This is a genomic window from Cellulosimicrobium sp. JZ28 (assembly GCF_015327065.1).
Taxonomy (GTDB): Bacteria; Actinomycetota; Actinomycetes; order Actinomycetales; family Cellulomonadaceae; genus Cellulosimicrobium; species Cellulosimicrobium funkei.
Genome location: NZ_CP017660.1, coordinates 2479353 through 2504559, shown reverse-complemented (window position 1 = coordinate 2504559; position 25207 = coordinate 2479353). Strand labels below are relative to the sequence as shown.

General features: G+C 73.7%; 20 protein-coding genes and 1 pseudogene. 14 read left to right on the top strand and 7 right to left on the bottom strand.

The window, feature by feature from the left end; genetic code table 11:
* Window position 1: 1 nt before the first annotated feature.
* Window positions 2–940, top strand: a complete 939-nt coding sequence (gene pucL, locus BJP59_RS11450; protein WP_021480425.1) for a factor-independent urate hydroxylase — start codon at window positions 2–4, stop codon at window positions 938–940.
* A 69-nt stretch (window positions 941–1009) separates the two neighbouring features.
* On the opposite strand, the gene BJP59_RS11445 is transcribed toward pucL, so the two are convergent.
* The gene (locus tag BJP59_RS11445) at window positions 1010–1822 is read right to left on the bottom strand and encodes an IclR family transcriptional regulator (RefSeq protein WP_021480426.1); all 813 of its coding nucleotides are present in this window, start codon (window positions 1820–1822) and stop codon (window positions 1010–1012) included.
* A 129-nt stretch (window positions 1823–1951) separates the two neighbouring features.
* Here BJP59_RS11445 and BJP59_RS11440 point away from each other — a divergent pair, with 129 nt between their 5' ends.
* From BJP59_RS11440 to allB, 8 genes and pseudogenes are all read left to right on the top strand, one after another.
* Window positions 1952–3448 (top strand): NAD-dependent malic enzyme, encoded by a 1497-nt coding sequence (locus BJP59_RS11440; RefSeq protein ID WP_137280992.1) that lies wholly within the window; start codon window positions 1952–1954, stop codon window positions 3446–3448.
* Between the two features lie 44 nt (window positions 3449–3492).
* Complete coding sequence (gene aceB, locus BJP59_RS11435; RefSeq protein ID WP_194520980.1) at window positions 3493–5139, top strand: malate synthase A; 1647 nt, start codon at window positions 3493–3495, stop codon at window positions 5137–5139.
* The gene (locus tag BJP59_RS11430; RefSeq protein ID WP_194520979.1) at window positions 5139–6488 is read left to right on the top strand and encodes a DUF6986 family protein; all 1350 of its coding nucleotides are present in this window, start codon (window positions 5139–5141) and stop codon (window positions 6486–6488) included. Before aceB ends, BJP59_RS11430 begins: the two co-directional genes overlap by 1 nt.
* 82 nt (window positions 6489–6570) lie before the next feature.
* Entirely contained in the window at window positions 6571–7401 is an 831-nt protein-coding gene (locus BJP59_RS11425; RefSeq protein ID WP_194520978.1) for a bifunctional allantoicase/(S)-ureidoglycine aminohydrolase, read from the top strand.
* Between the two features lie 200 nt (window positions 7402–7601).
* The gene (locus BJP59_RS11420; protein ID WP_021481127.1) at window positions 7602–8408 is read left to right on the top strand and encodes a hydroxypyruvate isomerase family protein; all 807 of its coding nucleotides are present in this window, start codon (window positions 7602–7604) and stop codon (window positions 8406–8408) included.
* Window positions 8409–8472: 64 nt separating this feature from the next.
* Window positions 8473–9357: a 2-hydroxy-3-oxopropionate reductase gene (locus tag BJP59_RS11415; protein ID WP_043654226.1), complete on the top strand. Its 885-nt coding sequence runs from the start codon at window positions 8473–8475 to the stop codon at window positions 9355–9357.
* A 44-nt stretch (window positions 9358–9401) separates the two neighbouring features.
* The gene (gene gcl / locus BJP59_RS11410; protein WP_021481125.1) at window positions 9402–11177 is read left to right on the top strand and encodes a glyoxylate carboligase; all 1776 of its coding nucleotides are present in this window, start codon (window positions 9402–9404) and stop codon (window positions 11175–11177) included.
* Between the two features lie 42 nt (window positions 11178–11219).
* A pseudogene (allB, locus tag BJP59_RS11405) lies at window positions 11220–12583 on the top strand (allantoinase AllB).
* A 127-nt stretch (window positions 12584–12710) separates the two neighbouring features.
* Here the strand turns inward: allB and BJP59_RS11400 are convergent.
* The 3 genes from BJP59_RS11400 to BJP59_RS11390 all read right to left on the bottom strand — a co-directional run bounded on the left by BJP59_RS11400 (window position 12711) and on the right by BJP59_RS11390 (window position 15057).
* Window positions 12711–13199 carry an SRPBCC family protein gene (locus BJP59_RS11400; RefSeq protein ID WP_074809869.1) on the bottom strand — a complete coding sequence of 163 codons (489 nt, stop codon included), beginning with the start codon at window positions 13197–13199 and terminating at the stop codon, window positions 12711–12713.
* Window positions 13196–13564 (bottom strand): ArsR/SmtB family transcription factor, encoded by a 369-nt coding sequence (locus tag BJP59_RS11395; RefSeq protein WP_043654229.1) that lies wholly within the window; start codon window positions 13562–13564, stop codon window positions 13196–13198. The genes BJP59_RS11400 and BJP59_RS11395 overlap by 4 nt, the downstream gene beginning before the upstream one ends.
* Window positions 13565–13677: 113 nt before the next feature.
* Complete coding sequence (locus tag BJP59_RS11390; protein ID WP_194520977.1) at window positions 13678–15057, bottom strand: cryptochrome/photolyase family protein; 1380 nt, start codon at window positions 15055–15057, stop codon at window positions 13678–13680.
* A gap of 51 nt (window positions 15058–15108) precedes the next feature.
* Here BJP59_RS11390 and BJP59_RS11385 point away from each other — a divergent pair, with 51 nt between their 5' ends.
* Window positions 15109–16740, top strand: a complete 1632-nt coding sequence (locus BJP59_RS11385) for a peptide MFS transporter (RefSeq protein ID WP_163187230.1) — start codon at window positions 15109–15111, stop codon at window positions 16738–16740.
* Window positions 16741–16826: 86 nt separating this feature from the next.
* Here BJP59_RS11385 and BJP59_RS11380 read toward each other — a convergent pair whose 3' ends face one another.
* Complete coding sequence (locus BJP59_RS11380) at window positions 16827–17411, bottom strand: DoxX family protein (RefSeq protein ID WP_194217078.1); 585 nt, start codon at window positions 17409–17411, stop codon at window positions 16827–16829.
* 320 nt (window positions 17412–17731) lie between these two features.
* Here BJP59_RS11380 and ilvD (BJP59_RS11375) point away from each other — a divergent pair, with 320 nt between their 5' ends.
* Window positions 17732–19594, top strand: a complete 1863-nt coding sequence (ilvD, locus tag BJP59_RS11375) for a dihydroxy-acid dehydratase (protein ID WP_194520976.1) — start codon at window positions 17732–17734, stop codon at window positions 19592–19594.
* 78 nt (window positions 19595–19672) lie between these two features.
* Here the strand turns inward: ilvD (BJP59_RS11375) and BJP59_RS11370 are convergent, their stop codons facing one another.
* Window positions 19673–20233, bottom strand: a complete 561-nt coding sequence (locus BJP59_RS11370; protein ID WP_171468154.1) for a hypothetical protein — start codon at window positions 20231–20233, stop codon at window positions 19673–19675.
* A 135-nt stretch (window positions 20234–20368) separates the two neighbouring features.
* On the opposite strand from BJP59_RS11370, the gene ilvD (BJP59_RS11365) reads away from it, so the two are divergent.
* From ilvD (BJP59_RS11365) to BJP59_RS11355, 3 genes are all read left to right on the top strand, one after another.
* The gene (ilvD, locus tag BJP59_RS11365; RefSeq protein ID WP_194520975.1) at window positions 20369–22087 is read left to right on the top strand and encodes a dihydroxy-acid dehydratase; all 1719 of its coding nucleotides are present in this window, start codon (window positions 20369–20371) and stop codon (window positions 22085–22087) included.
* Window positions 22088–22167: 80 nt separating this feature from the next.
* Complete coding sequence (locus BJP59_RS11360; protein ID WP_021482629.1) at window positions 22168–22842, top strand: 4a-hydroxytetrahydrobiopterin dehydratase; 675 nt, start codon at window positions 22168–22170, stop codon at window positions 22840–22842.
* Between the two features lie 110 nt (window positions 22843–22952).
* Window positions 22953–23723, top strand: coding sequence for a hypothetical protein (locus BJP59_RS11355; protein WP_194520974.1), 771 nt, complete (start codon window positions 22953–22955; stop codon window positions 23721–23723).
* A 36-nt stretch (window positions 23724–23759) separates the two neighbouring features.
* On the opposite strand, the gene BJP59_RS11350 is transcribed toward BJP59_RS11355, so the two are convergent.
* Window positions 23760–25124, bottom strand: coding sequence for a cytochrome P450 (locus BJP59_RS11350; RefSeq protein WP_228485017.1), 1365 nt, complete (start codon window positions 25122–25124; stop codon window positions 23760–23762).
* Window positions 25125–25207: the final 83 nt, after the last annotated feature.

Below are 25207 nucleotides of genomic sequence, written 5' to 3'. Positions count from 1 at the left end.
CATGAGCACCACCACGACTGCCGAGCAGTCGGCGGCCACGCAGAGCAGCGGGGCCATCGTCCTGGGCGACAACCAGTGGGGCAAGGCGGAGGTGCGCCTCGTGCGCGTCGACCGCTCCACGCCCCGCCACGAGATCACGGACGTCAACGTCTCCTCACAGCTGAGGGGCGGGCAGGAGGCCACGCACCGCGAGGGGGACAACTCCCGGTGCGTCGCGACGGACACGCAGAAGAACACGATCTACGCGTTCGCCCGCGACGGCGTGGGCGCGATCGAGGACTTCGCGATCCGCCTCGGGCAGCACTTCGTCGAGGACTTCGAGTGGATCGAGGGCGGGCGCTGGGAGATCGAGCAGTACTCCTGGAACCGCATCGAGACCTCGGACGGCGAGCACGACCACGCGTTCGTCCGCAACAACCAGGAGACGCGCACCACGGTCGTGCAGCGCGACGGCGACGAGGTCTTCGTCGTCTCGGGCCTCACGGACCTCGTCGTCCTCAAGTCGACGGGCTCGGAGTTCCACGGGTTCCCGCGCGACCGCTACACGACGCTCGTCGAGACGGACGACCGCATCCTCGCGACGTCGGTCACCTCGCGCTGGCGCTACACGACCACCGACGTCGACTTCGACGCGGTGTACGCGAAGGTCCGCGCGATCCAGCTCGAGGCGTTCGCGACGACGCACTCGCTCGCGCTCCAGCAGACGCTCTTCGCGATGGGCAAGGCCGTCCTGGAGGCCGTCCCGGAGATCGCGGAGATCAAGTTCTCGATGCCGAACAAGCACCACTTCCTCGTGGACCTGGCGCCGTTCGGCCTCGACAACCCGAACGAGGTCTTCTACGCGGCCGACCGCCCGTACGGCCTCATCGAGGCGACCGTCCTGCGCGAGGACGTCCCGGCCGAGCCGCGCGCCTGGGCGACCGTCACCGGGTTCTGCTGAGCCGACATGACGGACGGACGCGCCCTGCCCGGCCACGGATCCCCCGCGGCCGGGCAGGGCGCGCCCATCTCAGGGCGCCGCAGTGATGAGCTCGCGCGTGAGCTCGCTCGCGACGCGGTGCAGCACCGGGACCGCGTGCTCGCCGAACTCGTACGTCACGCGGGCCGCGGGCCCGGAGACGGACAGCGCGGTGGGGGTCGGGGCGTCGGGCACCGCGACGGCGAAGCAGCGCACGCCGAGCTCCTGCTCGCCGTCGTCGATCGCGTACCCGCGCTCGCGGGTCGCGGCGAGCTCCGCGAGGAGCGCGTCGACGTCGGTGATCGACTGGTCCGTCGCGGGCGGCATGCCGACGCGGCCCATGATCTCGCGCACCGTCTGGTCGGGGAGCTGGGCGAGGACCGCCTTGCCGACGCCCGTGCAGTGCGTGTAGACGCGCCGGCCGACCTCGGTGAACATCCGCATCGAGTGGCTCGACGACGCCTGGGCGACGTAGACCGCCATGTCGCGGTCGATCATCGCGAGGTTCGCCGACTCGCCGAGGTCGTGGGCGAGGCGCTCCAGGTAGGGGCGCGCACCGGCGCCGAGCTGGCGGCCCGCCGACTCGCCGAGCCGGATGAGGCGCGGGCCGAGGGTGTACCGCCGCGACGGCGTCTGGCGCACGTAGCCCTGGGCGAGCAGCGTGCGCAGCAGGCGGTGGATCGTGGGCAGGGGGAGCCCCGCGTGCTGCGCGAGCTCGCTCAGGCCGGACTCGCCGCCGAAGTCGGCGAGCAGCTCGAGCAGCTCGATCGCGCGGTCCACGGACTGCACGCCCCCGGCCGGCTTCGCCGCCCGCGTGCCCGGCGCGGTCTCCGTCGGCTCCGTCGCCGCCGGTGTCTCGGCCATCTCACCATCTCCTGTCCACCAGGTGCCGCCCGACGGCGGGCGCACCTCGCCTGAGCAGTGCGGGAACCTCCCGCGCTCCCTTCCGCATCACGGAAGACACGCATCAGCATACGAGAAGAAGGAACGAACATGACGTCCGAGACGAAGGCCCCGGAGACGCAGGCCGCGACGGCGAAGAACGCCGCGACCAGCCCGAGCTACTCCATCACGCTGCGCGTCGAGGCCCCCAGCGGTCACCGCACCGCGAGCGACCTCGTCGCGGCCGTGAGCGCGACGGGTGCGGCGATCACGGGCGTCGACGTCTCGGAGTCGGGCGCCGACCGCCTTGTCGTCGACATCACGGCCGACACCGTCGACGCCGCGCACGTGGAGCAGATCCGGGACGCGCTGAGCGCGCTCGACGGCCTCACCGTGCGGCACGTGAGCGACGCGACGTTCCTCATGCACCTCGGCGGCAAGCTCGAGGTCAACCCCAAGGTGCCGCTGCGCCACCGCGCCGACCTGGCCCGCGCCTACACGCCCGGCGTGGCGCGCGTGTGCCTCGCCATCGCGGAGCGGCCCGAGGACGCGCGCCGTCTGACGGTCAAGCGCAACACGGTCGCGGTCGTGACCGACGGCACCGCCGTCCTCGGCCTGGGCGACATCGGTCCCGCCGCGGCCCTCCCCGTCATGGAGGGCAAGGCCGCGCTGTTCAAGCAGTTCGCGGGCGTCGACGCGTGGCCGGTGTGCCTCGACACGACCGACACCGAGGAGATCATCCGCACGGTGAAGGCCATCGCGCCCGTGTACGGCGGCATCAACCTCGAGGACATCTCGGCGCCGCGCTGCTTCGAGATCGAGCGCCGGCTGCGCGAGGAGCTCGACATCCCCGTGTTCCACGACGACCAGCACGGCACGGCGATCGTCGTGCTCGCGGCGCTGACGAACGCGCTGCGCGTGGTGGGCAAGGCCATCGAGGACGTGCGCATCGTCGTCTCCGGCGTCGGCGCGGCGGGCAACGCGATCATCGCGCTGCTCCAGGGCCAGGGCGCGGGCAACATCGTCGCGTTCGACCGCCAGGGCGCGATCCACCCCGGCGCGAGCCTCACCGACGAGCACCGCCGCCGCCTGGCGGAGACGACCAACCCCGACGGCTTCACGGGCACGCTGCGCGAGGGCCTGGCCGGGGCCGACGTCTTCATCGGCGTCTCCGGGCCGAACATCCTCACGGGCGACGACGTGGCCACCATGGCCGACGACGCGATCGTCTTCGCGCTGGCGAACCCCACGCCGGAGGTCGACCCGATCGCCGCGGCGCAGCACGCGACGGTCGTCGCCACGGGCCGGAGCGACTACCCGAACCAGATCAACAACGTGCTCGCCTTCCCGGGCCTCTTCCGCGGCCTGCTGGACGTCGGCGCGAGCGAGATCACCGACGAGATGCTGCGCGCCGCGGCCGTCGCGATCGCCGACGCCGTCGCGCCCGAGGAGCTCAGCGCGAGCTACATCGTCCCGAGCGTCTTCGAGCCGGCCGTCTCCACGGCCGTCGCGCGCGCCGTCGCCGAGGTCGCGGAGCGCGACCGCGCGGGCCAGGCTCAGGAGAGCAGCACGTCGGGCCACCACGTCGGGTCGGCAGCCCGGTCCTGACGCACCCTCGTCAGCCCGGCCCGCCCCGCAGAAAGGACACCACCATGACCACCACCACGGCCGTCGCCGTCCACGGACCCGCCGTCGAGCGGTCCGACGAGATCCTCACGCCGGACGCGCTCGACTTCGTCGCCGACCTGCAGCGCCGGTTCGGCGCCCGCCGCGACGAGCTGCTCGCCGCCCGGGCCGCGCGGCGCGAGCAGGTCGCCCGCACGGGTCGCCTCGACTTCCTGCCCGAGACTGCCGACGTGCGCGCGGGGGACTGGACGGTCGCCGGCGCGCCCGCCGACCTCCGGGACCGCCGCGTCGAGATCACCGGGCCCCCGACGCCCAAGATGGCGATCAACGCCCTCAACTCGGGCGCGAAGGTCTGGCTCGCCGACCTCGAGGACGCGTCGACGCCGCACTGGAGCAACGTCGTCGGGGGGCAGGTCGCCCTGCACGACGCGACGCGCCGCACGCTCGCGTTCACGTCGCCCGAGGGCAAGCAGTACGCGCTGCGCCCGGAGACCGACGGCGACCCGCTCGCCGTCATGGTCGTGCGGCCCCGTGGGTGGCACTTCGACGAGGTGCACCTCACCGTGGACGGGACGCCCGCCGTGGGCGCGCTCGTCGACTTCGGGCTGCACTTCTTCCACAACGCCGCGGAGCTCGTCGCGCGCGGCTCCGGGCCGTACTACTACCTGCCGAAGATGGAGTCCCACCTCGAGGCGCGCCTGTGGGACGAGGTCTTCACGCACGCGGAGCAGGCGCTCGGCATCCCGCACGGGACGATCCGGGCGACGGTCCTCATCGAGACGATCCCGGCCGCGTTCGAGATGGACGAGATCCTCTACGAGCTGCGCGACCACGCGTCCGGGCTCAACGCGGGCCGCTGGGACTACCTGTTCTCCGTGATCAAGTACTTCCGCGACTCCGGGCCGTCGTTCACGCTGCCCGACCGCGGGTCCATCACGATGACCGCGCCGTTCATGCGCGCGTACACCGAGCTGCTGGTGCAGACGTGCCACCGGCGCGGCGCGTTCGCGATGGGCGGCATGGCGGCCGTCATCCCGAACCGCCGTGAGCCCGAGGTCACCGCCCAGGCGTTCGAGAAGGTGCGTGCCGACAAGCAGCGCGAGGTCGGCGACGGCTTCGACGGGTCGTGGGTCGCGCACCCGGACCTCGTGCCGGTGTGCGGCGAGGTGTTCGACGGGGTGCTCGGCGAACGACCCAACCAGCTCGACCGGCAGCGCCCCGACGTCCACGTCACGGCCGACCAGCTCCTCGACGTGGCGTCCGCGCAGGGCGACGTCACCGAGGCGGGGCTGCGCAACAACCTCTACGTGTCCGTCGCGTACGTCGCGGCGTGGCTCGCGGGCAACGGCGCGGTCGCGATCCACAACCTCATGGAGGACGCCGCGACCGCGGAGATCTCGCGCTCGCAGGTGTGGCAGTGGGTGCGCTCGGGCGCGTCGTTCACCGCGGGCGAGAGCGCGGGCACGACCGTCACCGCCGACCTGGTCCGCACGCTCCTGCGCGAGGAGACCGCGCGGCTGCGGGACGACGTCGGGCACGAGGCCTACGACGCCGGGCCGTACGACCGGGCGGCGGCGCTCGTCGAGGACATCGCGCTCAACGAGCACTACGTCGACTTCCTCACGCTGCCCGCGTACGAGGACGTCGTCGCGCACGAGCAGGACGCGTCCTGATGCCGGCCGGTCCCGAGGCGGGCTCGGTCCGCGGCTTCAGCGAGGACGGCGTCGCGGCGCTGCACGCGTCGCTCGACGGGCTGCTCGCGCCCTGGGACGCGGAGCTCGCGGCCCGCTACCCGGGCGACGACGGCTCGCGCCAGCCCGTGCACACCGTCTACGTGCCGGGCGACCGGTACGCGGCCGGCCTCGCGCCGGAGTGGGCGGCCCGGGCGCGCGAGGCGGTCGACGGCGCGGGCGGCGTCCGCCGGCTCGTGGACCTGCTGGGCGTCGGAGAGGGGGCCGGGGGCGACCTCGCGGACGCCGTCGCGGAGCGCGTGAGCGCGAAGCTCGCGGTCGAGGCGATCGAGGACCTCCGGATCGACTTCGAGGACGGGTTCGGCGACCGCGGCGACGCGGCGGAGGACGCCGCGGTGATCGCGGCGGCGCGCGAGCTCGTCCGGGCCGAGGCGCAGGGCACCGCGACGCCGTTCGCGGGCATCCGCGTCAAGTGCCTCGAGGAGGCGACGCGCCGACGTGGCGTGCGCACCCTCGCGCTGTTCGTCGCGGAGCTCGTCGCGGGTCGCGCCGGGGCCGGCGAGGCCCGCGCCCTGCCGGACGGGTTCGTCGTGACGCTCGCCAAGGTCACCGCGCCGCAGCAGGTCGAGGCGATGGCGCGCGCGTGCGAGCACGTCGAGGAGGCGAACGGCCTCGAACCGGGCACCCTGCGGTTCGAGGTGCAGGTCGAGACGCCGCAGGCGCTGCTCGCGGCCGACGGCACGGCGACGGTCGCCCGCCTGGTGCACGCCGCGCCGGGTCGTGTGACGGCGCTGCACTACGGCACGTACGACTACTCGGCGTCGCTCGGCATCGCGGCGGCGTACCAGTCGATGGAGCACCCCGCGGCCGACCACGCGAAGTCGGTCATGCAGCTCGCCGTCGCGGGCACGGGCGTGCGCCTGTCGGACGGGTCGACGAACGTCCTGCCCGTCGGTGACCCCCAGGCCGTCGACGCCGCGTGGCGACTGCACGGGCGGCTCGTGCGCCGCTCGCTCGAGCGCGGGTACTACCAGGGCTGGGACCTGCACCCCGCGCAGCTCCCGAGCCGGTTCGCCGCGACGTACGCCTTCTACCGCGAGGGCGCGGCGTCGGCGCTCGCGCGCCTCGCGGCGTACGTCGGGTTCGTGCCCGACGCCGGGGGCGTCCTCGACGAGCCGGCGACCGCCAAGGCGATGGCCTGGTTCCTCGGACGCGGCGTCGACTGCGGCGCGCTCACCGAGACCGAGGTCCGCACCGCGACCGGCCTCGACCGCGCCGGGCTCGACGCGGTCCGCGTCTCCGGGCGCGCGCCGCAGCCCGTCGCGGGCTGAGCGCCCGCCGGCCCTCCCATCCTTCCCGCCGTCCGCCGTGGCGCCGCCACCGGCACGGCCACGACCTCCGAGGAGTGACCCCATGACCCAGACCACCCCCTACTACACCCCGCAGGGTGGCCTGCCCGGCCAGACCGAGCTGCTCACCGACCGCGCGATCGTCACCGAGGCGTACACGGTGATCCCGCGCGGCGTGCTGCGCGACATCGTCACGAGCAACCTGCCCGGCTGGGACAAGACCCGGCTGTGGGTGCTCGCCCGGCCGATCGAGGGCTTCGCGACGACGTTCGCGCAGTACGTCATGGAGGTCTCGCCCGGCGGCGGGTCGGACCAGGGCGAGGACGAGGAGACCGTGCAGTCCGTCGTCTTCGTCACCGAGGGCACGCTCGTGCTCACGCTCGCCGGGGTCGAGCACGTGCTCGAGCCGGGCGGGTACGCGTACCTGGCGGCGGGGGAGCGGTGGGCGCTGCACAACCGCTCGGACGCGAAGGCCGCGTTCCAGTGGATCCGCAAGGTGTACGAGCCGATCCCGGGCCACGCCGCGACGTCGTTCGTCACGCGCGAGCAGGACGTCGAGCCGCGTGCGATGCCGGACACGGACGGCGTGTGGGTGACGACGCGGTTCGTCGACCCCGACGACCTCGCGCACGACATGCACGTCAACATCGTGACGTTCCAGCCCGGCGGGTCCATCCCGTTCGCGGAGACGCACATCATGGAGCACGGGCTCTACGTGCTCGAGGGCAAGGCGGTCTACCGCCTCAACGGCGACTGGGTCGAGGTCCAGGAGGGCGACTTCATGTGGCTCCGCGCGTTCTGCCCGCAGGCCTGCTACGCGGGCGGCCCCAAGCCGTTCCGCTACCTGCTCTACAAGGACGTGAACCGGCAGGTCAAGCTCGACCGTCGGCGCTGACGACCGTCGGCGACGTCGCGCGAAGGGCCCGGTCCCCCTGGAGGGACCGGGCCCTTCGTCGTCCGTGCGCTCCGGGTCGACGGCGATGTCGCTGTTGACGCCCGGCGACGCGCGTGCCTACACTTCCATACAGCAGAAGAAAAGTTCCGCAAGATGGAATCGCAACGCAGCGAGACGCGGACGGACCCAGGGAGACGACGATGAGCCCCGCACCGACGTACACCGTCAACTGCTCGATCCTGCTCACGGACCTGCCGCTGCTCGAGCGGCCGGCCGCCGCCGCGGCGGCGGGGTTCCGGGGCGTCGAGTTCTGGTGGCCGTTCGCGTCGCCCACGCCCGCACGCGACGAGGTCGACGCGTTCGTCGGCGCGATCGAGACGGCGGGCGTGCAGCTCACGGGCCTGAACTTCGACGCCGGGAACATGCCCGGCGGCGACCGCGGCCTCGTGTCGTGGCCCGCGCGCTCGGCCGACCTGCGCGCGAACCTCGACGTCGTCACCGCGATCGGGGAGCGCACCGGCTGCCGCGCGTTCAACGCGCTCTACGGCAACCGCCAGGAGGGCGCGACGCCCGAGGCGCAGGACGAGCTCGGCGCCGAGAACCTCGCGCTCGCGGCGCGGGCCGTCGGGCGCATCGGCGGCACGGTGCTCGTCGAGCCCGTGAGCGGTGCGCCGGCCTACCCGCTGAAGACCGCGGCCGACGCCGTGCGCGTCATCGACCGGGTCGCCGCCGACCACGGCGAGACGAACCTGGGTCTCCTGTTCGACGTCTACCACCTGGCCGTGAACGGCGACGACGTCGACGCGGCCCTGTCGACCTACCGCGGCCGCATCGCGCACGTGCAGGTCGCGGACGCGCCCGGTCGTGGCGAGCCCGGCACGGGCGACCTGCCGATCGAGCGCTGGACGAAGGACCTGCGCGCCGGCGGCTACGACGGCTGGATCGGCCTCGAGTACAAGACCGCGGCCGCCGACCCGTTCGCGTGGCTCCCTGCCGCCGAGCGCTGACGCGACCCCCGGCCGTCCGTCGGCCGCCCCGACCCCCGACCTGAACCACCCAGAGGAGCACACCATGGCCTCCATCGCCTTCATCGGACTCGGCATCATGGGCAGCCCCATGGCCGTCCACCTGCAGAACGCCGGGCACGACGTCGCGGGCTACAACCGCAGCCCCGAGAAGACCGCGCCGCTCGTCGAGGCGGGCGGTCGCGCGGCCGGGTCGGTCGCCGACGCGGTCTCGGGCGCCGACGTCGTCGCGATCATGGTCCCGGACTCGCCCGACGTGGAGGCGGTGCTCACCGGCGACGACGGCGTCCTCGCGAACGCGAAGCCTGGCGCGCTCGTCGTCGACTTCTCCTCGATCCGCCCGGACGTCACGGTCGCGCTCGCGCAGCAGGCGAAGGACGCGGGCCTGCGGATCGTCGACGCCCCCGTCTCGGGCGGCGAGCCGGGCGCGATCAACGCCGCGCTGTCGATCATGGTCGGCGGCACGCCCGAGGACTTCGAGGCGGCGAAGCCGTTCCTCGACGTCGTCGGCAAGACGGTCGTGCACGTGGGCCCGAACGGCTCCGGCCAGACGGTCAAGGCCGCGAACCAGCTCATCGTCGCCGCGAACATCCAGGCGCTCGCCGAGGCGGTCGTCTTCCTCGAGGCCTACGGCGTCGACACCGAGGCCGCGATCGAGGTCCTGGGCGGCGGCCTCGCGGGCTCGGCGGTGCTGAACCAGAAGGCGCGCAAGATGCTCGACCGCGACTTCGGCCCCGGCTTCCGGATCGAGCTCCACCACAAGGACCTCGGCATCGTCACCGCCGCGGCCCGCGAGGCGGGCGTCGTCGCGCCGCTCGGCGGCCTCGTCGCCCAGCTCATGGCCTCCGCCCGCGCGAACGGCGACGGCGGCCTCGACCACTCCGGCCTGTTCCGCGGCGTCGAGCGCCTGTCCGGCCGCGACGGCTCCTGACCTTCCCCCTGACGACGACGTCACCTCCAGCAAGGAGAGAAACCATGCCTCGTATGCGTGCGGTGGACGCCGCAGTGGCGATCCTCGAGATCGAGGGCGCGACCCAGGCGTTCGGCCTGCCCGGCGCCGCCATCAACCCCTTCTACTCCGCGATGCGCGCGCACGGCGGCATCGACCACGTGCTCGCCCGCCACGTCGAGGGCGCGTCGCACATGGCCGACGGCTACTCCCGTGCGAAGCCGGGGAACATCGGCATCTGCATCGGCACGTCGGGCCCCGCGGGCACCGACATGATCACCGGCCTCTACGCCGCGTGGGCCGACTCGATCCCGATGCTCTGCATCACGGGCCAGGCGCCGGTCGCCAAGCTCGACAAGGAGGACTTCCAGGCCGTCGACATCGCGAGCATCGCCGCTCCGGTGACGAAGATGGCCAAGACCGTCCTCGAGGCCGGGCAGGTGCCGCAGGTCTTCCAGCAGGCGTTCCACCTCATGCGCTCGGGCCGCCCGGGCCCGGTGCTCGTCGACCTGCCGATCGACGTGCAGCTCACGGAGATCGAGTTCGACCCGGCGACCTACGAGCCGCTGCCCGTGCACCGCCCGACGGCGACGCGCGCCCAGGCCGAGAAGGCGATCGACCTGCTGCTCGCGGCGGAGCGTCCCCTGCTGGTCGCGGGCGGCGGCATCGTCAACGCGGGCGGCGAGGACCTGCTCGTCGAGCTCGCCGAGACGCTCGGCGTCCCCGTGATCCCCACGCTCATGGGCTGGGGCGTCATCCCGGACGACCACGCGCTCATGGCCGGCATGGCCGGTCTCCAGACGTCGCACCGCTACGGCAACGCGAACCTGCTCGCGTCCGACTTCGTGCTCGGCATCGGCAACCGCTGGGCCAACCGCCACACGGGCGGCCTCGACACGTACCGCGCGGGCCGCACGTTCGTCCACGTCGACATCGAGCCGACGCAGATCGGTCGCGTGTTCGCGCCCGACTACGGCATCGTGTCGGACGCGAAGGCGGCCCTCGAGCTGTTCGTCGAGGTCGCGCGCGAGCGCCGCGACGCCGGCCGTGCGCGCGACTACGCGGGCTGGGCGGCCGAGTGCGCCGAGCGCAAGCGGACGCTGCAGCGCAAGACGCACTTCACCGAGATCCCGATCAAGCCGCAGCGCGTGTACGAGGAGATGAACAAGGCCTTCGGCCCCGAGACGCGCTACGTCACGACCATCGGGCTCTCGCAGATCGCCGGCGCGCAGTTCCTCCACGTGTACAAGCCGCGGCACTGGATCAACGCGGGCCAGGCCGGGCCCCTCGGCTGGACGGGGCCCGCGGCGCTCGGCGTCGCGAAGGCCGTGCCGGACGAGCCGGTCGTCGCGCTCTCGGGCGACTACGACTTCCAGTTCATGATCGAGGAGCTCGCGGTCGGTGCGCAGTTCAACCTGCCGTACGTGCACGTCGTCGTGAACAACTCCTACCTGGGCCTGATCCGCCAGGCGCAGCGGGCCTTCGACATGGACTACCACGTCCAGCTGTCGTTCGAGAACGTCAACTCGCCCGAGCTGGGCGGCTACGGCGTCGACCACGTCAAGGTGGCCGAGGGCCTGGGCTGCAAGGCGATCCGCGTGACCGACCCCGAGGGGCTCGGCGAGGCGTTCGCGAAGGCGCAGGCCATGGCGGCGGAGTTCCGCGTGCCGGTCGTGGTCGAGGTCATCCTCGAGCGCGTCACGAACATCGCCATGGGCGTCGAGATCACGGGCGTGAACGAGTTCGAGGACCTCGCGATCTCGGCCGAGGACGCCCCCACCGCCACCGCGCTGCTCGACTGAGCACGCCGCACCCAGGGAGCAGGAGACATGACGGAGGGCGCGATGGGCACGGGTGAGGTGGGCGGTCGCGGGCACGAGTACGACCTCGTCGTGCGCGGCGAGCGCGTGCTCGTCGCCGGTGGCGAGCACCCGCGCGAGGTGGGTGTCGTCGGGGGAGTGGTCCGCGCGATCGAGCCGCTCGGCGCGGGGCTCGACGGCGCGCGCGTCGTCGAGCTGGGGCCGCACCAGGTGCTGGTCCCCGGGCTCGTCGACACGCACGTGCACGTGAACGAGCCGGGGCGCACCGAGTGGGAGGGGTTCGCGTCCGCGACGCGGGCCGCCGCCGCGGGCGGGGTGACGACGATCGTCGACATGCCGCTCAACTCGATCCCCCGACGGTCGACGTCGAGGCGCTCGAGACCAAGCAGAAGGTCGCGCGCGACCAGGCGTTCGTCGACGTCGGGTTCTGGGGCGGCGCCGTGCCCGGCAACGCGGACGAGCTGCGGCCCCTGTGGGACGCGGGCGTGTTCGGGTTCAAGTGCTTCCTGCTGCACTCGGGGGTCGAGGAGTTCGGGTACCTCGAGCCGGACGAGCTGGAGGCCGACCTGCGCCTGCTCGCCGACTTCGACGGGCTCATGCTCGTGCACGCCGAGGACTCGCGCGCGATCGAGCGGGCGCCCACCCCGCACGGCGACCACTACGACACGTTCCTCGCGTCGCGCCCGCGCGGCGCGGAGAACGTCGCGATCGCCGCGGTGATCGAGGCGGCGCGCTGGACCGGGGCGCGCGCGCACGTGCTGCACCTGTCGAGCTCGGACGCGCTGCCGATGATCCGGAGCGCGAAGCGCGAGGGCGTGCGCCTCACGGTCGAGACGTGCCCGCACTACCTGGCGCTCGCGGCCGAGGAGATCCCCGACGGCGCGACGCAGTTCAAGTGCTGCCCGCCCATCCGGGAGATCGACAACCGCGAGCTGCTCTGGGAGGGGCTGCTCGACGGCACGATCGACTGCATCGTCTCGGACCACTCGCCGAGCACGCCCGACCTCAAGGAGCTCGACACGGGCGACTTCGGGACGGCGTGGGGCGGCGTGTCGTCGCTCCAGCTCGGGCTCGCGATCGTGTGGACCGAGGCGCGGACGCGCGGCGTGTCGTTCGCGCGCGTCGTCGAGTGGATGTCGGCTCGCCCGGCGGCCGTCGCGGGCCTGCGGCGCAAGGGCTCGATCGCGCTCGGCTTCGACGCGGACCTCGCGGTGGTCGAGCCGGACACGGCGTTCGTCGTCGACCCGAAGGCCCTGCACCACAAGAACCCCATCACGCCGTACGCCGACCGCGCGCTCTCGGGCGCCGTCGTCGCGACGTACCTGCGGGGCGAGGAGATCACCCTCGACCGCCCCACGGGCCGCCTGCTCGCGCGCGGCGACGCGTGAGGGGCTGAGACTCCCGTGCCCGGCCGCGGGGGCCGGGCACGGGGAACCACCTGACCCGCGCGCGACGAGGGGCGGCACCGCTGGTGGGTGCCGCCCCTCGTCGCGCGCGGGTAGGGCAGAGGGCGGGTCAGGACCCCGCGAGGAGCTCGTCGAGCTGCTCGTAGCCCTCGCGCACGCCGACCTCCATGCCGCTCGCGACGAAGCCGTCGCGGCCCTCGAACGAGTCGACGAGCGACGTCGCGGTGAGTCGGCTGCGGCCGTCGGGCAGGTCCTCGAACACGAGGCGGTCGAGCGAGACGCCGTCGGGGAAGCCCTCGAACGTGAACGTCTGGACGATGAGCTCGTCCGGGCGCACCTCGTGGACGCTGCCGAAGAACGCGTACTCGTTGCCGTCCGGGTCGACCTGGACGTACCGGTACGCGCCGCCCGTGCGCACGTCCCAGAGCTCGTTGCGCTGGGTGAGGTAGCGCGGGCCGTTCCAGCGCGCGAAGAGCTCCGGGTCGAGGTGGGCGCGGAAGACCTTCGCCGCGGGCGCGTCGAACTCGCGCACGATGCGGACGATCGGGAGGTCCGTGGGGACGACGATCTCGGTCTCGTGGGTGCCGGTGGTGGTCATGGTGCTGCTCCTGTCGTCGGGTCGTTCTCGGTGGTGCCCGGTCGGTCGGGCAGGTCGCGCAGGACGTCGTCGAGGCGGCGGTAGCGGTCCTCGGCCTCGCGCCGGTAGCGCTCGATCCACTTCGTCATGAGGTCCAGCACCTCCGCCTCGAGGTGCACGGGGGCGCGCCGGGCGTCCGTCGTGCGGGTCACCAGGCCGGAGTCCTCGAGCACGCGCAGGTGCTTGGACACCGCCTGGACGGACATGTCGTACGGCCGGGCGAGCTCGCCGACGCTGGCGTCTCCCGACGCGAGCCGGGCCACCATGTCGCGGCGCGTGGGGTCGGCGAGCGCCGAGAACACGCGGGAGAGCGGGTCGGCCGTCACAGGACCTCCTCGTGGGGCGCCGGGGTGCGGCGTCCGGTTCGTCAACTCATTGGTTGACAACGACGCTACGCCGCGTCCGCAGAGTCGTCAACCCTCTGGTTGAGAAAGATGCGTCAGGCGCGCCGGGCCCGCTCGAAGTCGTCGAGCGAGACCTTCCGCTCGACGGCGTGGTCGACGATCCGCTCCGGGTACCCGGTCGGCTGCTCGCGCAGCGTCCACGGCTCGTGGACCGCCCGGCCCTCGACCTCCCGCAGCTCCGGCACCCACCGGCGCACGTACGAGCCGTCGGGGTCGAACTTCTTCGCCTGGGTGACGGGGTTGAAGATGCGGAAGTACGGCGCGGCGTCGCGGCCCGTCCCGGCGACCCACTGCCAGTTCAGCTGGTTCTGCGAGACGTCGCCGTCCGCGAGGTGCGCCATGAAGTGCTCTGCGCCGCGCTGCCACCGCACGTGCAGGTCCTTGACGAGGAACGACGCCACGACCATCCGCACGCGGTTGTGCATCCACCCCTCGCCGAGGAGCTGGCGCATCCCGGCGTCGACGAGCGGGTAGCCCGTGCGGCCCTCGGCCCACGCGGCGAGGTACGCGTCCTCGGCGGCACCCTCCGCCCACGCGTCCTCGGGCACGACGTCCCGGAGCGACCGCTGCGCCGCCCCCGGGTGGTGGAACAGGACGTCGGCGTGGAACTCGCGCCAGGCGAGCTCGGAGCGGTAGGCGAGCGCGTCGTCGGACGGCGCGAGCCCGTCGTGCAGGGCGCTCCGCACGTCGGCGAGGAGCGTGCGCGGGTGCAGCTCGCCCCACTTCAGCGGCACGGACATGCCCGACGTCGCGGGCCGGTCCGGGCGGTCGCGCTCCGTCGCGTAGCCCGCGAGGTGGTCCGCGAGGAAGTCGCGCCAGCGCCGTCGCGCGGCGGCCTCGCCCGCGGCGGGGAGCCGGGCGTCGGTGCCGGGGTCGGCGGGGACGCCGTCCGACCGGAGCGTGGCCCACGGCACGTCGCGCGGTCGCGGCGCCGGGTCGCGCCAGCCGTGCTCGACCCACGCGTCGCGGAACGGCGTGAAGACCTGGAACGGGGTCCCGGTGCGCGTGCGCAGGCGCCCCGGCGCGACGGCGTAGGGCGAGCCGGTGCGCACGAGGTGCGCGCCGGCGTCGGGCAGCGCCTCCTCGACCGCGACGTCGCGGGCGACGCCGTAGGGCTCGAACGACGCCGCGACGTGCACGTCGCGCGCCTCGACCTCGCGCGCGACGGCGGGCACGACGGCGCGCGGGTCGCCGTGCCGGACGACGAGCCGGCCGCCGGTCGCCTCGTCGAGCGCGGCGAGGCTCCGCGCGAGGTAGGCGCGGCGCGGGTCGCCCGCGGAGCCCCACAGGCGGGGGTCGAGCACGTAGAGCGCGACGACCTCGTCGTCCGCGTCCCGGGCGGCCTGCACCGCCGCCACGAGGGCCGGGTTGTCGGCGAGGCGGAGGTCGCGGCGGCACCACCAGAGCGTCGGCATCCGGCCACGCTAACGGTCGCAGGCGGTGCACGCCGGTGGGAGCATCGCAGGATGGGTGGCGACGACCGACGAGAGCAGGACGACGCGCGACGCCGCGCGCTCGGGCGCGAGGCGCGCACCGAGCCGGAGGCCGGGGCTCCGCCCCTCGGGCCCGGTACCGCGGCCGGAGTGGGGGCGGCCGAGGGGCCCGCCGCGGGGGCGATCGTCGGGGACCACGCGTTCTTCGGGCACCCGCGCGGGCTGCTGACGCTCTTCACCACCGAGCTGTGGGAGCGGTTCAGCTACTACGGGATGCGCGCGATCCTGCTGTTCTACCTCACGGACACCGTCGCGAACGGCGGCCTGGGCATCGGGGAGACGACGGGCCTCGCGCTCGTGTCGATCTACGGGACCAGCGTGTACCTGCTGTCCGTCGTGGGCGGCTGGCTCGCCGACCGCGTGATCGGGTCCCGGCGCTCGGTCCTGTACGGCGGCATCATCATCGCGGCCGGGCACGTGAGCCTCACGATCCCCGGCACGGGCTTCTCGATGGTGGGCATCGCGCTCGTCGCGCTCGGCACCGGCCTGCTCAAGCCCAACGTGTCGTCGATGGTCGGCGAGCTGTACGCGCGCGACGACCCGCGCCGCGACTCCGGCTTCTCGATCTTCTACATGGGCATCAACCTCGGCTCGTTCGTCGCGCCGTTCCTCGTGGGCGCCGCGCGCGCCTGGGGCGGGTACCACGCGGGCTTCGCCGTCGCGGCGGTGGGCATGGCGGTCGCGCTCGTGTTCTTCGTCGCGGGCCGGCGCTACCTCGGCGAGGCGGGCGCGCACGTGCCCAACCCCGTCCGCCCCGAGGAGCGCGCCAAGATCGCGCGGATCTTCCTCCTCATCGCGGGCGGCGTGGTGCTCGTCGGTCTCGTCGCCGTCCTCGTCGCGGGCGGGTTCGAGATCTCGACCTTCATCGACACGATGTCCTACCTGGCGTTCCTCGCGCCGATCGCGTACTTCATCGTCATGTACCGCTCGCCGCGCGTGACGGACGCCGAGCGGCCGCGTGTCATCGCGTACATCCCGCTGTTCGTCGCGGCGATGCTCTTCTGGATGATCTTCGAGCAGGCGGCCACGACGCTCTCGGCGTTCGCGAAGGACCGCACCGACCTGACGTTCTTCGGCGTGGGCATCAGCCCCGAGTTCTTCCAGTCGGTGAACCCGTTGTCGATCATCGTCCTCGCGCCCGTGTTCGCGTGGATCTGGCTCAAGACGGGCGACCGCCCGACGACGGCCAACAAGTTCGCGATCGGCCTCACCCTCGCGTCGGTGTCGTTCCTCTTCCTCGCGGCCGCGTCGGCCGTCGTCGGCGACGGCAAGGCGCCGTCGTGGGTCCTCGTGCTCGTCTACGTGATCCAGACGCTCGGCGAGCTGTGCCTGTCGCCGGTCGGCCTCGCCGCGACGACGCTGCTCGCGCCCAAGGCGTTCCGGTCCCAGGCGATGGCCCTGTGGTTCCTCGCGCCCGCCGCCGGGCAGGCCATCACCGCGCAGGTCGTGCAGGTCACCGAGGGCGCGTCCGACACCGCGTACTTCGGCGGCATCGGCGCCATCACCCTCGTGTTCGCGCTCGCGCTGTTCGCGCTCGCGCCGTGGGTCACGCGGCACATCCGCCACGCCGACGAGCTCGAGGGCGCGCACACCGCCGGGGCCTGAGGGCGACGCCCGACGACGGAGCGGGGCCGCGACGTCGCGGCCCCGCTCCGGTCCTGCACCCGTGGGGGTGCCGGTCTCAAGGCGCGTCAGCGCAGCCAGGCCGCCCGGCGCACGAGGGGGAGGGCCGCCCAGCGTCGGCCGAGGCCCCACGTGTCGCCCGCGAGCGTCGTCGCGAGGACGGCGAGGAGCAGGATCACGAGGACGTGGTCGTCGACGACCGGGTTGTTCGAACCGGCCGCGAGCGGCCACTGCGAGAGCCACAGCATCGCGAAGAGGACCGTGCCGCTCACCGCAGCGACGCGCAGGCCGATCCCCAGCAGGAGCGCGAGGCCGACGCCCAGCAGCCCGAGCATGAAGAGCCAGTCGGTGACAGGGCTCGCCATCGCGGCGAACGTGCTCGCGAGCGGGCCCTGGGCGCCGTTCTCCAGGTAGCCCTGCGTGGGCGCGCCCCCCGCGAGCCACGCGCGCTCGCGCGGGGTCGCGTACCCGAGGCCGACGAGCTTGTCGGTGAACGGCCACAGGAAGACGACGGCCGTGCCGATCCGCGTGAGCGCGAGGGCGTGGCGGGCCGACGAGCGCGTGACGACGTCGTCCTGGGTGACGGGGTCGGTGGTGCGCGCTGCGGCCCCAGAGGTGGCGCCGGGCGGCGCGGACGTGGTGGACGTGGACATGGAGGTGCCCCCTCGGGGAGAGAAGTGGTCGGGTCGGGGCCGGCGAGGACCTGCCCCGACCCGAGCGGTGTGCCGCTCCCCGTCGAGGCGTCGCGGTGGTCGTCCGGCCGTGACGTGCTCGCCCACGGTGGCAGGGGTACGCGAGGCGGTTCAACCCTTACGTCCGGATCGCGTGGACATCCCGTAGGTCCCTCGTAGCTACGTACGTAGGCCGCACGACCACGAGGCGGACGCCTCGGCCGGACCGCCCCGACGAGGCGTAATGTGACCCGGCGGCCGGAGGATCGGTCGCAGCACCCCGTCGAAGGAGCTGACCCGGAATGAGCCGCCCCCTGCGCTCTCGGACGTCCACCCACGGCCGCAACATGGCCGGCGCCCGCGCCCTCTGGCGCGCGACCGGCATGGGCGCGGAGGACTTCGGCAAGCCGATCATCGCGATCGCCAACTCGTACACGCAGTTCGTCCCCGGCCACGTACACCTCAAGGACATGGGCGACCTCGTCGCGTCCGCGATCCGCGAGGCCGGCGGCGTCTCCAAGGAGTTCAACACCATCGCCGTCGACGACGGCATCGCCATGGGCCACGGCGGCATGCTCTACTCGCTCCCGAGCCGCGACCTCATCGCCGACTCGGTCGAGTACATGGTCAACGCGCACTGCGCCGACGCCCTCGTGTGCATCTCGAACTGCGACAAGATCACGCCCGGCATGCTCAACGCCGCGCTGCGGCTCAACATCCCCGTGATCTTCGTGTCCGGCGGCCCCATGGAGGCGGGCAAGGCGGTCGTCGCCGACGGCGTCGCGAAGACCCCGCTCAACCTCGTCAACGCGATCAACTACTCGGCCGACGACGCGGTGTCCGACGCCGCGCTCGCCCAGGTCGAGGAGAACGCGTGCCCCACGTGCGGGTCGTGCTCCGGCATGTTCACCGCGAACTCGATGAACTGCCTCACCGAGGCGCTCGGCCTGTCGCTCCCCGGCAACGGCTCGACCCTCGCGACGCACGCCGCACGCAAGGAGCTCTTCCTCGAGGCCGGCCGCACGATCGTCGGGCTCGCGAAGCGCTACTACGAGGACGAGGACGACTCCGTCGCGCCCCGCTCGATCGCGACCAAGGCCGCGTTCTCGAACGCCATGGCGCTCGACGTCGCGATGGGCGGCTCGACGAACACCGTGCTGCACATCCTCGCCGCCGCGCAGGAGGGGGGCGTCGACTTCGACCTCACCGACATCGAGCGCATCAGCCGCCAGGTGCCGTGCCTGTCCAAGGTCGCGCCGAACCACCCGAACTTCCACATGGAGGACGTGCACCGCGCCGGCGGCATCCCCGCCCTCCTGGGCGAGCTCGACCGCGCGGGCCTGCTCGACCACGACGTCACGAGCGTGCACACGCCGACGCTGCGCGAGTGGCTCGACGACTGGGACGTCCGGGGCGGCAAGGCGACCGAGCGGGCCGTCGAGCTGTTCCACGCGGCGCCCGGGGGAGTGCGCACCACGCAGGCGTTCTCGACGTCGAACCGCTGGGAGTCGCTCGACACCGACGCGGCCGAGGGCTGCATCCGCGACCTCGAGCACGCGTACACCGTCGAGGGCGGGCTCGCCGTGCTGCGCGGCAACCTCGCCGAGGACGGCGCCGTGTTCAAGACCGCCGGGGTAGACCCGGACGTCTTCCACTTCGTCGGCACGGCGCTCGTCTGCGAGTCGCAGGACGAGGCCGTCGAGAAGATCCTCACCAAGCAGGTCCAGCCCGGCCACGTCGTCGTCGTGCGCTACGAGGGGCCCGCGGGCGGCCCCGGCATGCAGGAGATGCTGTACCCGACGTCGTTCATCAAGGGCCGCGGCCTCGGCAAGGTCACCGCGCTCATCACCGACGGCCGGTTCTCCGGCGGGTCGTCGGGCATCTCCGTCGGCCACGTCTCGCCCGAGGCCGCCGCGGGCGGCGTCATCGGCCTCGTCGAGGACGGCGACGAGATCGAGATCGACGTCGACACGCGCCTCATCCGCCTCAACGTGGCCGACGACGTGCTCGCCGAGCGCCGCGCCAAGATGGAGGCGCGCGAGAACCCGTGGCAGCCGGTCGACCGCGACCGCTACGTCTCGCCCGCCCTCCAGGCCTACGCCGCCATGGCGACGTCCGCCGACCGCGGCGCCGTCCGCGACGTGTCGCTGATCAAGCGCCGCTGACCCGACGACGACGGGCCCGCACCTCCCGAGGTGCGGGCCCGTCGTCGTGCCCGGGCACGGAGCCCCACGCGGCGAGGGTCAGCACTCCTCCTCGGACTGCTCGGTGACGACCCACCGCGTGCCCTGCGGCACCATGACGGCGGTCCCGCAGTCGCCGCCGTCGTAGACGACGGACAGCACCGTCGCGTCGGCGCGCTCCTCGCGGACGCCGACCTCGACCTCCGGCACGTCGCCCACGGCCGCGTAGAGACCGGCGGTGGTCGTGGTCATCGACGCGCAGTCCGTGATGCCCGGCCACCCCTGTGCCGTCATCTCGGCGACCATCCGGTCGACGAGCTCCGGTGCGAGGTAGCCGCACGCGACCTCGACGTCCGGCGCGCGGCTCGCGGCCAGCCACGCGCGGAACGACTCCTCGGGCGTCTCGACCTGCCCCTGGGGAGCCTCCTCGGCGCTCGCGGTCTCCGTCGCGGTCGCGGCGTCGTCGGGCGTCCCGGTCGTCGCGTCCGGTGCGGGGGCGGACGTCGCGGAGGTAGGGGAGCCGGGGCTCGTGCCCGACGGCGCGGGAGCCGCGCACGCGGCGGTCGCGGCCAGGGCGAGGACGGGCAGGAGGGCTCGGACGGCTCCGGGGCGTGTGTGCACGGCCCCATGATGCCGTGCGCCTCGCGCCGCGGTCGGCCCGTCTCGGGCCTGCACGGGCCGGGCGCGCCTCCGTGCCGCGGCGCGTCCGGCGCGTCCCGCCGCGCCCCGCGCCGGTGCCGTTCCTAGAGTGGGGTCATGACTGGGCACACCTCGGGGTCCGACGCCGGACCCGACCTCAAGCCGCGCTCCCGCCAGGTCACCGACGGCCTGGAGGCGACGGCGTCGCGCGGCATGCTGCGCGCCGTCGGCATGGGCGACGAGGACTTCGCCAAGCCGCAGATCGGCATCGCGAGCTCGTGGAACGAGATCACGCCGTGCAACCTGTCGCTCGACCGGCTCGCGCAGGGCGCGAAGGAGGGCGTGCACGCGGGCGGCGGGTACCCGCTGCAGTTCGGGACGATCTCCGTCTCCGACGGCATCTCCATGGGCCACGAGGGGATGCACTTCTCGCTCGTGAGCCGCGACATCATCGCGGACTCGGTCGAGACGGTCGTCCAGGCGGAGCGCCTCGACGGGACGGTCCTCCTCGCCGGGTGCGACAAGTCCCTGCCCGGGATGCTCATGGCGGCCGCGCGGCTGGACCTGGCGAGCGTGTTCCTCTACGCGGGCTCGATCATGCCCGGCTGGGTCAAGCTCTCCGACGGCACGGAGAAGGACGTCACGCTCATCGACGCGTTCGAGGCGGTCGGCGCGTGCGCGCGCGGGCTCATGAGCCGCGAGGACGTGGACCGCATCGAGCGCGCCATCTGCCCCGGCGAGGGCGCGTGCGGCGGCATGTACACGGCGAACACGATGGCGTCGGTCGCCGAGGCGATGGGCATGTCGCTGCCCGGCTCGGCGGCGCCGCCGTCGGCGGACCGGCGCCGGGACGCGTTCGCGCACCGCTCGGGCGAGGCCGTCGTCAACCTGCTGCGGCTCGGCATCACGGCGCGCGACATCATGACGAAGGAGGCGTTCGAGAACGCGATCGCCGTCGTCATGGCGTTCGGCGGCTCCACCAACGCGGTGCTGCACCTGCTCGCCATCGCGCACGAGGCCGAGGTCGACCTCACGCTCGCCGACTTCGACCGCGTCGCGAGCCGCGTGCCGCACCTCGGCGACCTCAAGCCGTTCGGGCGCTACGTGATGAACGACGTCGACCGCATCGGCGGCGTGCCCGTCGTCATGAAGGCCCTGCTCGACGCCGGCCTGCTGCACGGCGACGCGCTCACCGTCACGGGCCGCACCGTCGCGGAGAATCTCGCCGAGATCGACCCGCCCGACCCGGACGGCAAGATCCTGCGGGCCCTCGACGACCCGATCCACCACACGGGCGGCATCACGATCCTGCACGGGTCGCTCGCACCCGAGGGCGCCGTCGTGAAGTCCGCCGGGTTCGACGAGGACGTGTTCGAGGGCACCGCCCGCGTCTTCGAGCGCGAGCGCGCGGCGCTCGACGCCCTGGAGGACGGCACGATCACGGACGGCGACGTCGTCGTCATCCGGTACGAGGGGCCCAAGGGCGGCCCGGGGATGCGCGAGATGCTCGCCATCACGGGCGCGATCAAGGGCGCGGGGCTCGGCAAGACGGTCCTGCTGCTCACGGACGGCCGCTTCTCCGGCGGGACGACCGGCCTGTGCGTCGGGCACGTCGCGCCCGAGGCGGTCGACGGCGGCCCCATCGCGTTCGTGCGCGACGGCGACCCGATCCGGCTCGACGTCGCGAACAAGACGCTCGACCTGCTCGTCGACGCCGACACTGTCGCCGCGCGTCGCGACGGGTGGGCGCCGCTGCCCCCGACGTTCACGCGCGGGGTGCTCGCCAAGTACGCCAAGCTCGTCCAGTCGGCGTCGCGCGGCGCGATCCTCGAGTGACCGCGGAGCGCGCGGGCGTCGGAGGCGCGCACTAGCGTGGTGTCGCACCTCGCCGCAGCGACGCACCCCGGAGGACGGCCATGACCCAGACGGCGGACGACCGCATCACCGCGCGCCAGTTCCACGACAGCGACGGCGTCGAGGACTGGCGGTTCATCCTCAGGACGGTGCAGACGCTGTTCCGCACGGGGTCGTTCACCGCGGGGGTGGAGCTCGTCGACGCGATCGGCGAGCTCGCCGAGGCGGCGAACCACCACCCCGACGTCGACCTGCGGTACGGGACGGTGACGGTCCGGCTGACCTCGCACGACGTCGGGGGCGTCAGCGCGCGCGACGTGGCCCTCGCCCGGCAGATCTCCGCGGCGGCGCGCGAGCTCGACCTCGTCGCGGACCCGACGGCGGTGCAGGACCTCGAGATCGCGATCGACACCCTCGTCGGCACGGCGGTGCAGCCGTTCTGGCGCGCGGTCCTCGGGTTCGACGAGGGCGCCCCGGAGCTGCCCGCGCCCGAGCTCCGCGACCCGAGCGGGCGCGCCCCGGCGTTCTGGTTCCAGCAGATGGATGCGCCGCGCGAGCAGCGCAACCGCATCCACGTGGACGTGACGGTCCCGCACGACGTCGCGGAGGCGCGCGTCACCGCCGCCATCGCCGCGGGCGGGCACCTCGTGTCCGACCGTCGCGCGCCCGCGTTCTGGGTCCTGGCCGACGCCGAGGGCAACGAGGCGTGCGTCTGCACCTGGCAGGCGCGCGACTGACCGCGCCCGGTGGCGCCGGGGGTGAGCCGAGCGCGCACGAACCGTCCGGTCTCTGCGAGGCTGGTCCCGTGAGCGCCCGTCCGGAGAGATCGCCGCGCCGTCGCCGGGCCGTGTCCGCCGTCGTCCCGCTGGCCATCGTGACGGTCGCGGTCGTCGCGCTCGGCGGGTGCACGGCCGCCGGGGAGCCGGAGGCCGCTCCGGGGTCCTCCGCCCCGAGCCCGACGGCCACCGAGGACCCGCTGGGCACGCGCGAGGAGCCGTCGGAGGAGACGACGCCGGAGGCGGTCGACCCGCTCGCCGACCGTCCCTCCGCGCCACCCGCTCAGGCGGTGGACGCGGGAACGGTCGCCGCCGGTGCACCCGCCGCGGCGAGCGGGACAGGGAGCGCCGCCGTGACGTTCGCGCGCGACGGCGACTTCGCCGTCGTCGTGCACCTGGACTGCGGCGACTGCGCAGGGACGCGCGCGTTCATGGCGCCGACGGACGTCACGCCGTACCCGGGCGCGCTCGGTGAGACGACCGGGTCGTACCTCATGGACGTCTTCGAGGACTCCGCGCCGCAGCAGTCGATCTGGCTCGAAGCGTCGGGGGAGTGGTCCCTGCGGTTCGAGAGCTGGAACGACCTGCCGCCCGTCGCAGGGCCGCAGTCGGGCACGGGGCCGACCGTCTTGCGGCTCGACGGCAGCACGACGAGCGCGGAGGTGTCGTGGACGCCGGCGGGCCCCGAGGACTCGTTCCAGGGCCGATACTTCGGGGTCACGCGCGAGGCGTCGCGCATGTTCGGCGACTCCGAGGCGTTCACCGAGACGTACGACCTCGCGCTGCCAGGCGTCCTCGCCGTGAAGACCGCCGGCACGTGGAGCGTCACCCCGCAGGGCTGACGCCCGGTGTGCCGCTGACGAGACCCGGCCTGCGGGTCAGGCGCGCGCGACGACGAGCTCGTCGTAGCCGGGCACCAGCACCCGCCGCTTGGCGTGGCGCGAGACGACGCGCAGGGGTGCGCCGTCGTCGAACAGCGCGTGCAGGAGCGCGGCGATCTCGGCGCGGGCAAGCGCGGCCCCGAGGCACAGGTGGCGCCCCGCACCGAACCAGAGCTGGCGCGTCTCGCGCACGTACGGACGGTCGGCGCGGAACGGCCCGGCCGCCGCGTTCGCCGCCCACGTGAGGATCATGACGCGCTCCCCGGCGCGCAGGGTGCGGCCCGCGACCTCGACGTCGGCCGACACGCCCCGGCCGATCACCGAGGCCGGGCTCGTCACGCGCAGACCCTCGCGCACGGCGTTCTCGACGGCGTCCGGCTCGCCGGCCGCCCGCTGGACGGGGTGGGCGCGCTCGTCGGCCAGGAGCCGGAGCAGGCGGTGCTGCTCGCCCGTGTCGATCAGGAGCGCGGTGGTGCGGGCCATCGCGGATGCCGACGTCTCGGTGCCCGCGACCATGAGCAGGCTCGCGAGCCCGGTCGTCTCCTCCAGCCCGAGGCCGAGCTCGCGGCACCGGCCCAGCAGGCGGTCGGCCGGCGCGTGCCGCCACCCGTCCGGGACGCCCTGGGTCAGCTCGGCGACGATCTCCCGCGCCGCGGCGACCTGGCCCGGCGCGAGGTACGTCGAGCCGGCGCTCCCGAGCGCGATCGACGCGAGCCGCTCGCCCGTCGCGAAGGCCGCCAGGGCGTCGTCGTCCGTCGGGACGGCCTCCGGCGTCGCACCGGTCCCGGCGCCTGCCGCTGAGCCCGGCGCTGAGCCCGCCCCTGAGCTCGCCCCGGTGGCCGCCGGGGACGGGATGCCGAGCAGCGAGATCATCATCCGGCCGACGAGCACGCGCGCGAGCCGTCCGACGTCGACCGTCCCGCCCGCGGCGAGGGTGCGGCGCGCGTCGTCGAGCGCGAGCGACCACGCGCCGTCGACCAGCGCCGCGGCGCTCGTCTCGGTGAAGAGCTCGCGCGAGCGGGTGCGCAGGTCGTGGTGGCCGGGCCCGTCGAACAGGTCGAGGACCCAGTCGCCGAGGATCTGGGCCCACAGGTGCCCGACCCCGCCCTCGCCGACGATCGTGAAGTGCCGGTGGTCGGTGAGGATGCGGCGACCCACGGTCGGGTCGGCCGTCACCCACCCGAGGCCCGGGACCCGGCGCAGCCCTCCGCCCGGACGCGGCCCGGTGAGCGCGCCGCCCACGAGCAGCACGCCGGCCATCGCGGGGCGCGCGGCGGCGAGGACCTGCAGCTCGTGCCGGGTCGTGGGCAGGGCGCGACGTCGTTCGCGGGTGGGCACGGGTCCGGTCGTGGTCGCAGTCACGGGGTCAGTGTGGCGCACCGGCAGGGCCACGGGGCGGCCGCGCCGCCGTCCGGGGATGGGCACTTCACCCCATCGGAACCTGT

What these genes read in the sequence shown, in the direction of transcription:
- ilvD (WP_194520975.1), top strand. Translation starts at nt 20,369, where the DNA reads ATGACTGGGCACACCTCGGGGTCCGACGCCGGACCCGACCTCAAGCCG.
- BJP59_RS11440 (WP_137280992.1), top strand. Translation starts at nt 1,952, where the DNA reads ATGACGTCCGAGACGAAGGCCCCGGAGACGCAGGCCGCGACGGCGAAG.
- pucL (WP_021480425.1), top strand. Translation starts at nt 2, where the DNA reads ATGAGCACCACCACGACTGCCGAGCAGTCGGCGGCCACGCAGAGCAGC.
- gcl (WP_021481125.1), top strand. Translation starts at nt 9,402, where the DNA reads ATGCCTCGTATGCGTGCGGTGGACGCCGCAGTGGCGATCCTCGAGATC.
- BJP59_RS11360 (WP_021482629.1), top strand. Translation starts at nt 22,168, where the DNA reads ATGACCCAGACGGCGGACGACCGCATCACCGCGCGCCAGTTCCACGAC.
- BJP59_RS11445 (WP_021480426.1), bottom strand. Translation starts at nt 1,822, where the DNA reads ATGGCCGAGACACCGGCGGCGACGGAGCCGACGGAGACCGCGCCGGGC.
- BJP59_RS11415 (WP_043654226.1), top strand. Translation starts at nt 8,473, where the DNA reads ATGGCCTCCATCGCCTTCATCGGACTCGGCATCATGGGCAGCCCCATG.
- ilvD (WP_194520976.1), top strand. Translation starts at nt 17,732, where the DNA reads ATGAGCCGCCCCCTGCGCTCTCGGACGTCCACCCACGGCCGCAACATG.
- BJP59_RS11400 (WP_074809869.1), bottom strand. Translation starts at nt 13,199, where the DNA reads ATGACCACCACCGGCACCCACGAGACCGAGATCGTCGTCCCCACGGAC.
- BJP59_RS11380 (WP_194217078.1), bottom strand. Translation starts at nt 17,411, where the DNA reads ATGTCCACGTCCACCACGTCCGCGCCGCCCGGCGCCACCTCTGGGGCC.
- BJP59_RS11385 (WP_163187230.1), top strand. Translation starts at nt 15,109, where the DNA reads ATGGGTGGCGACGACCGACGAGAGCAGGACGACGCGCGACGCCGCGCG.
- BJP59_RS11390 (WP_194520977.1), bottom strand. Translation starts at nt 15,057, where the DNA reads ATGCCGACGCTCTGGTGGTGCCGCCGCGACCTCCGCCTCGCCGACAAC.
- BJP59_RS11430 (WP_194520979.1), top strand. Translation starts at nt 5,139, where the DNA reads ATGCCGGCCGGTCCCGAGGCGGGCTCGGTCCGCGGCTTCAGCGAGGAC.
- BJP59_RS11425 (WP_194520978.1), top strand. Translation starts at nt 6,571, where the DNA reads ATGACCCAGACCACCCCCTACTACACCCCGCAGGGTGGCCTGCCCGGC.
- BJP59_RS11420 (WP_021481127.1), top strand. Translation starts at nt 7,602, where the DNA reads ATGAGCCCCGCACCGACGTACACCGTCAACTGCTCGATCCTGCTCACG.
- aceB (WP_194520980.1), top strand. Translation starts at nt 3,493, where the DNA reads ATGACCACCACCACGGCCGTCGCCGTCCACGGACCCGCCGTCGAGCGG.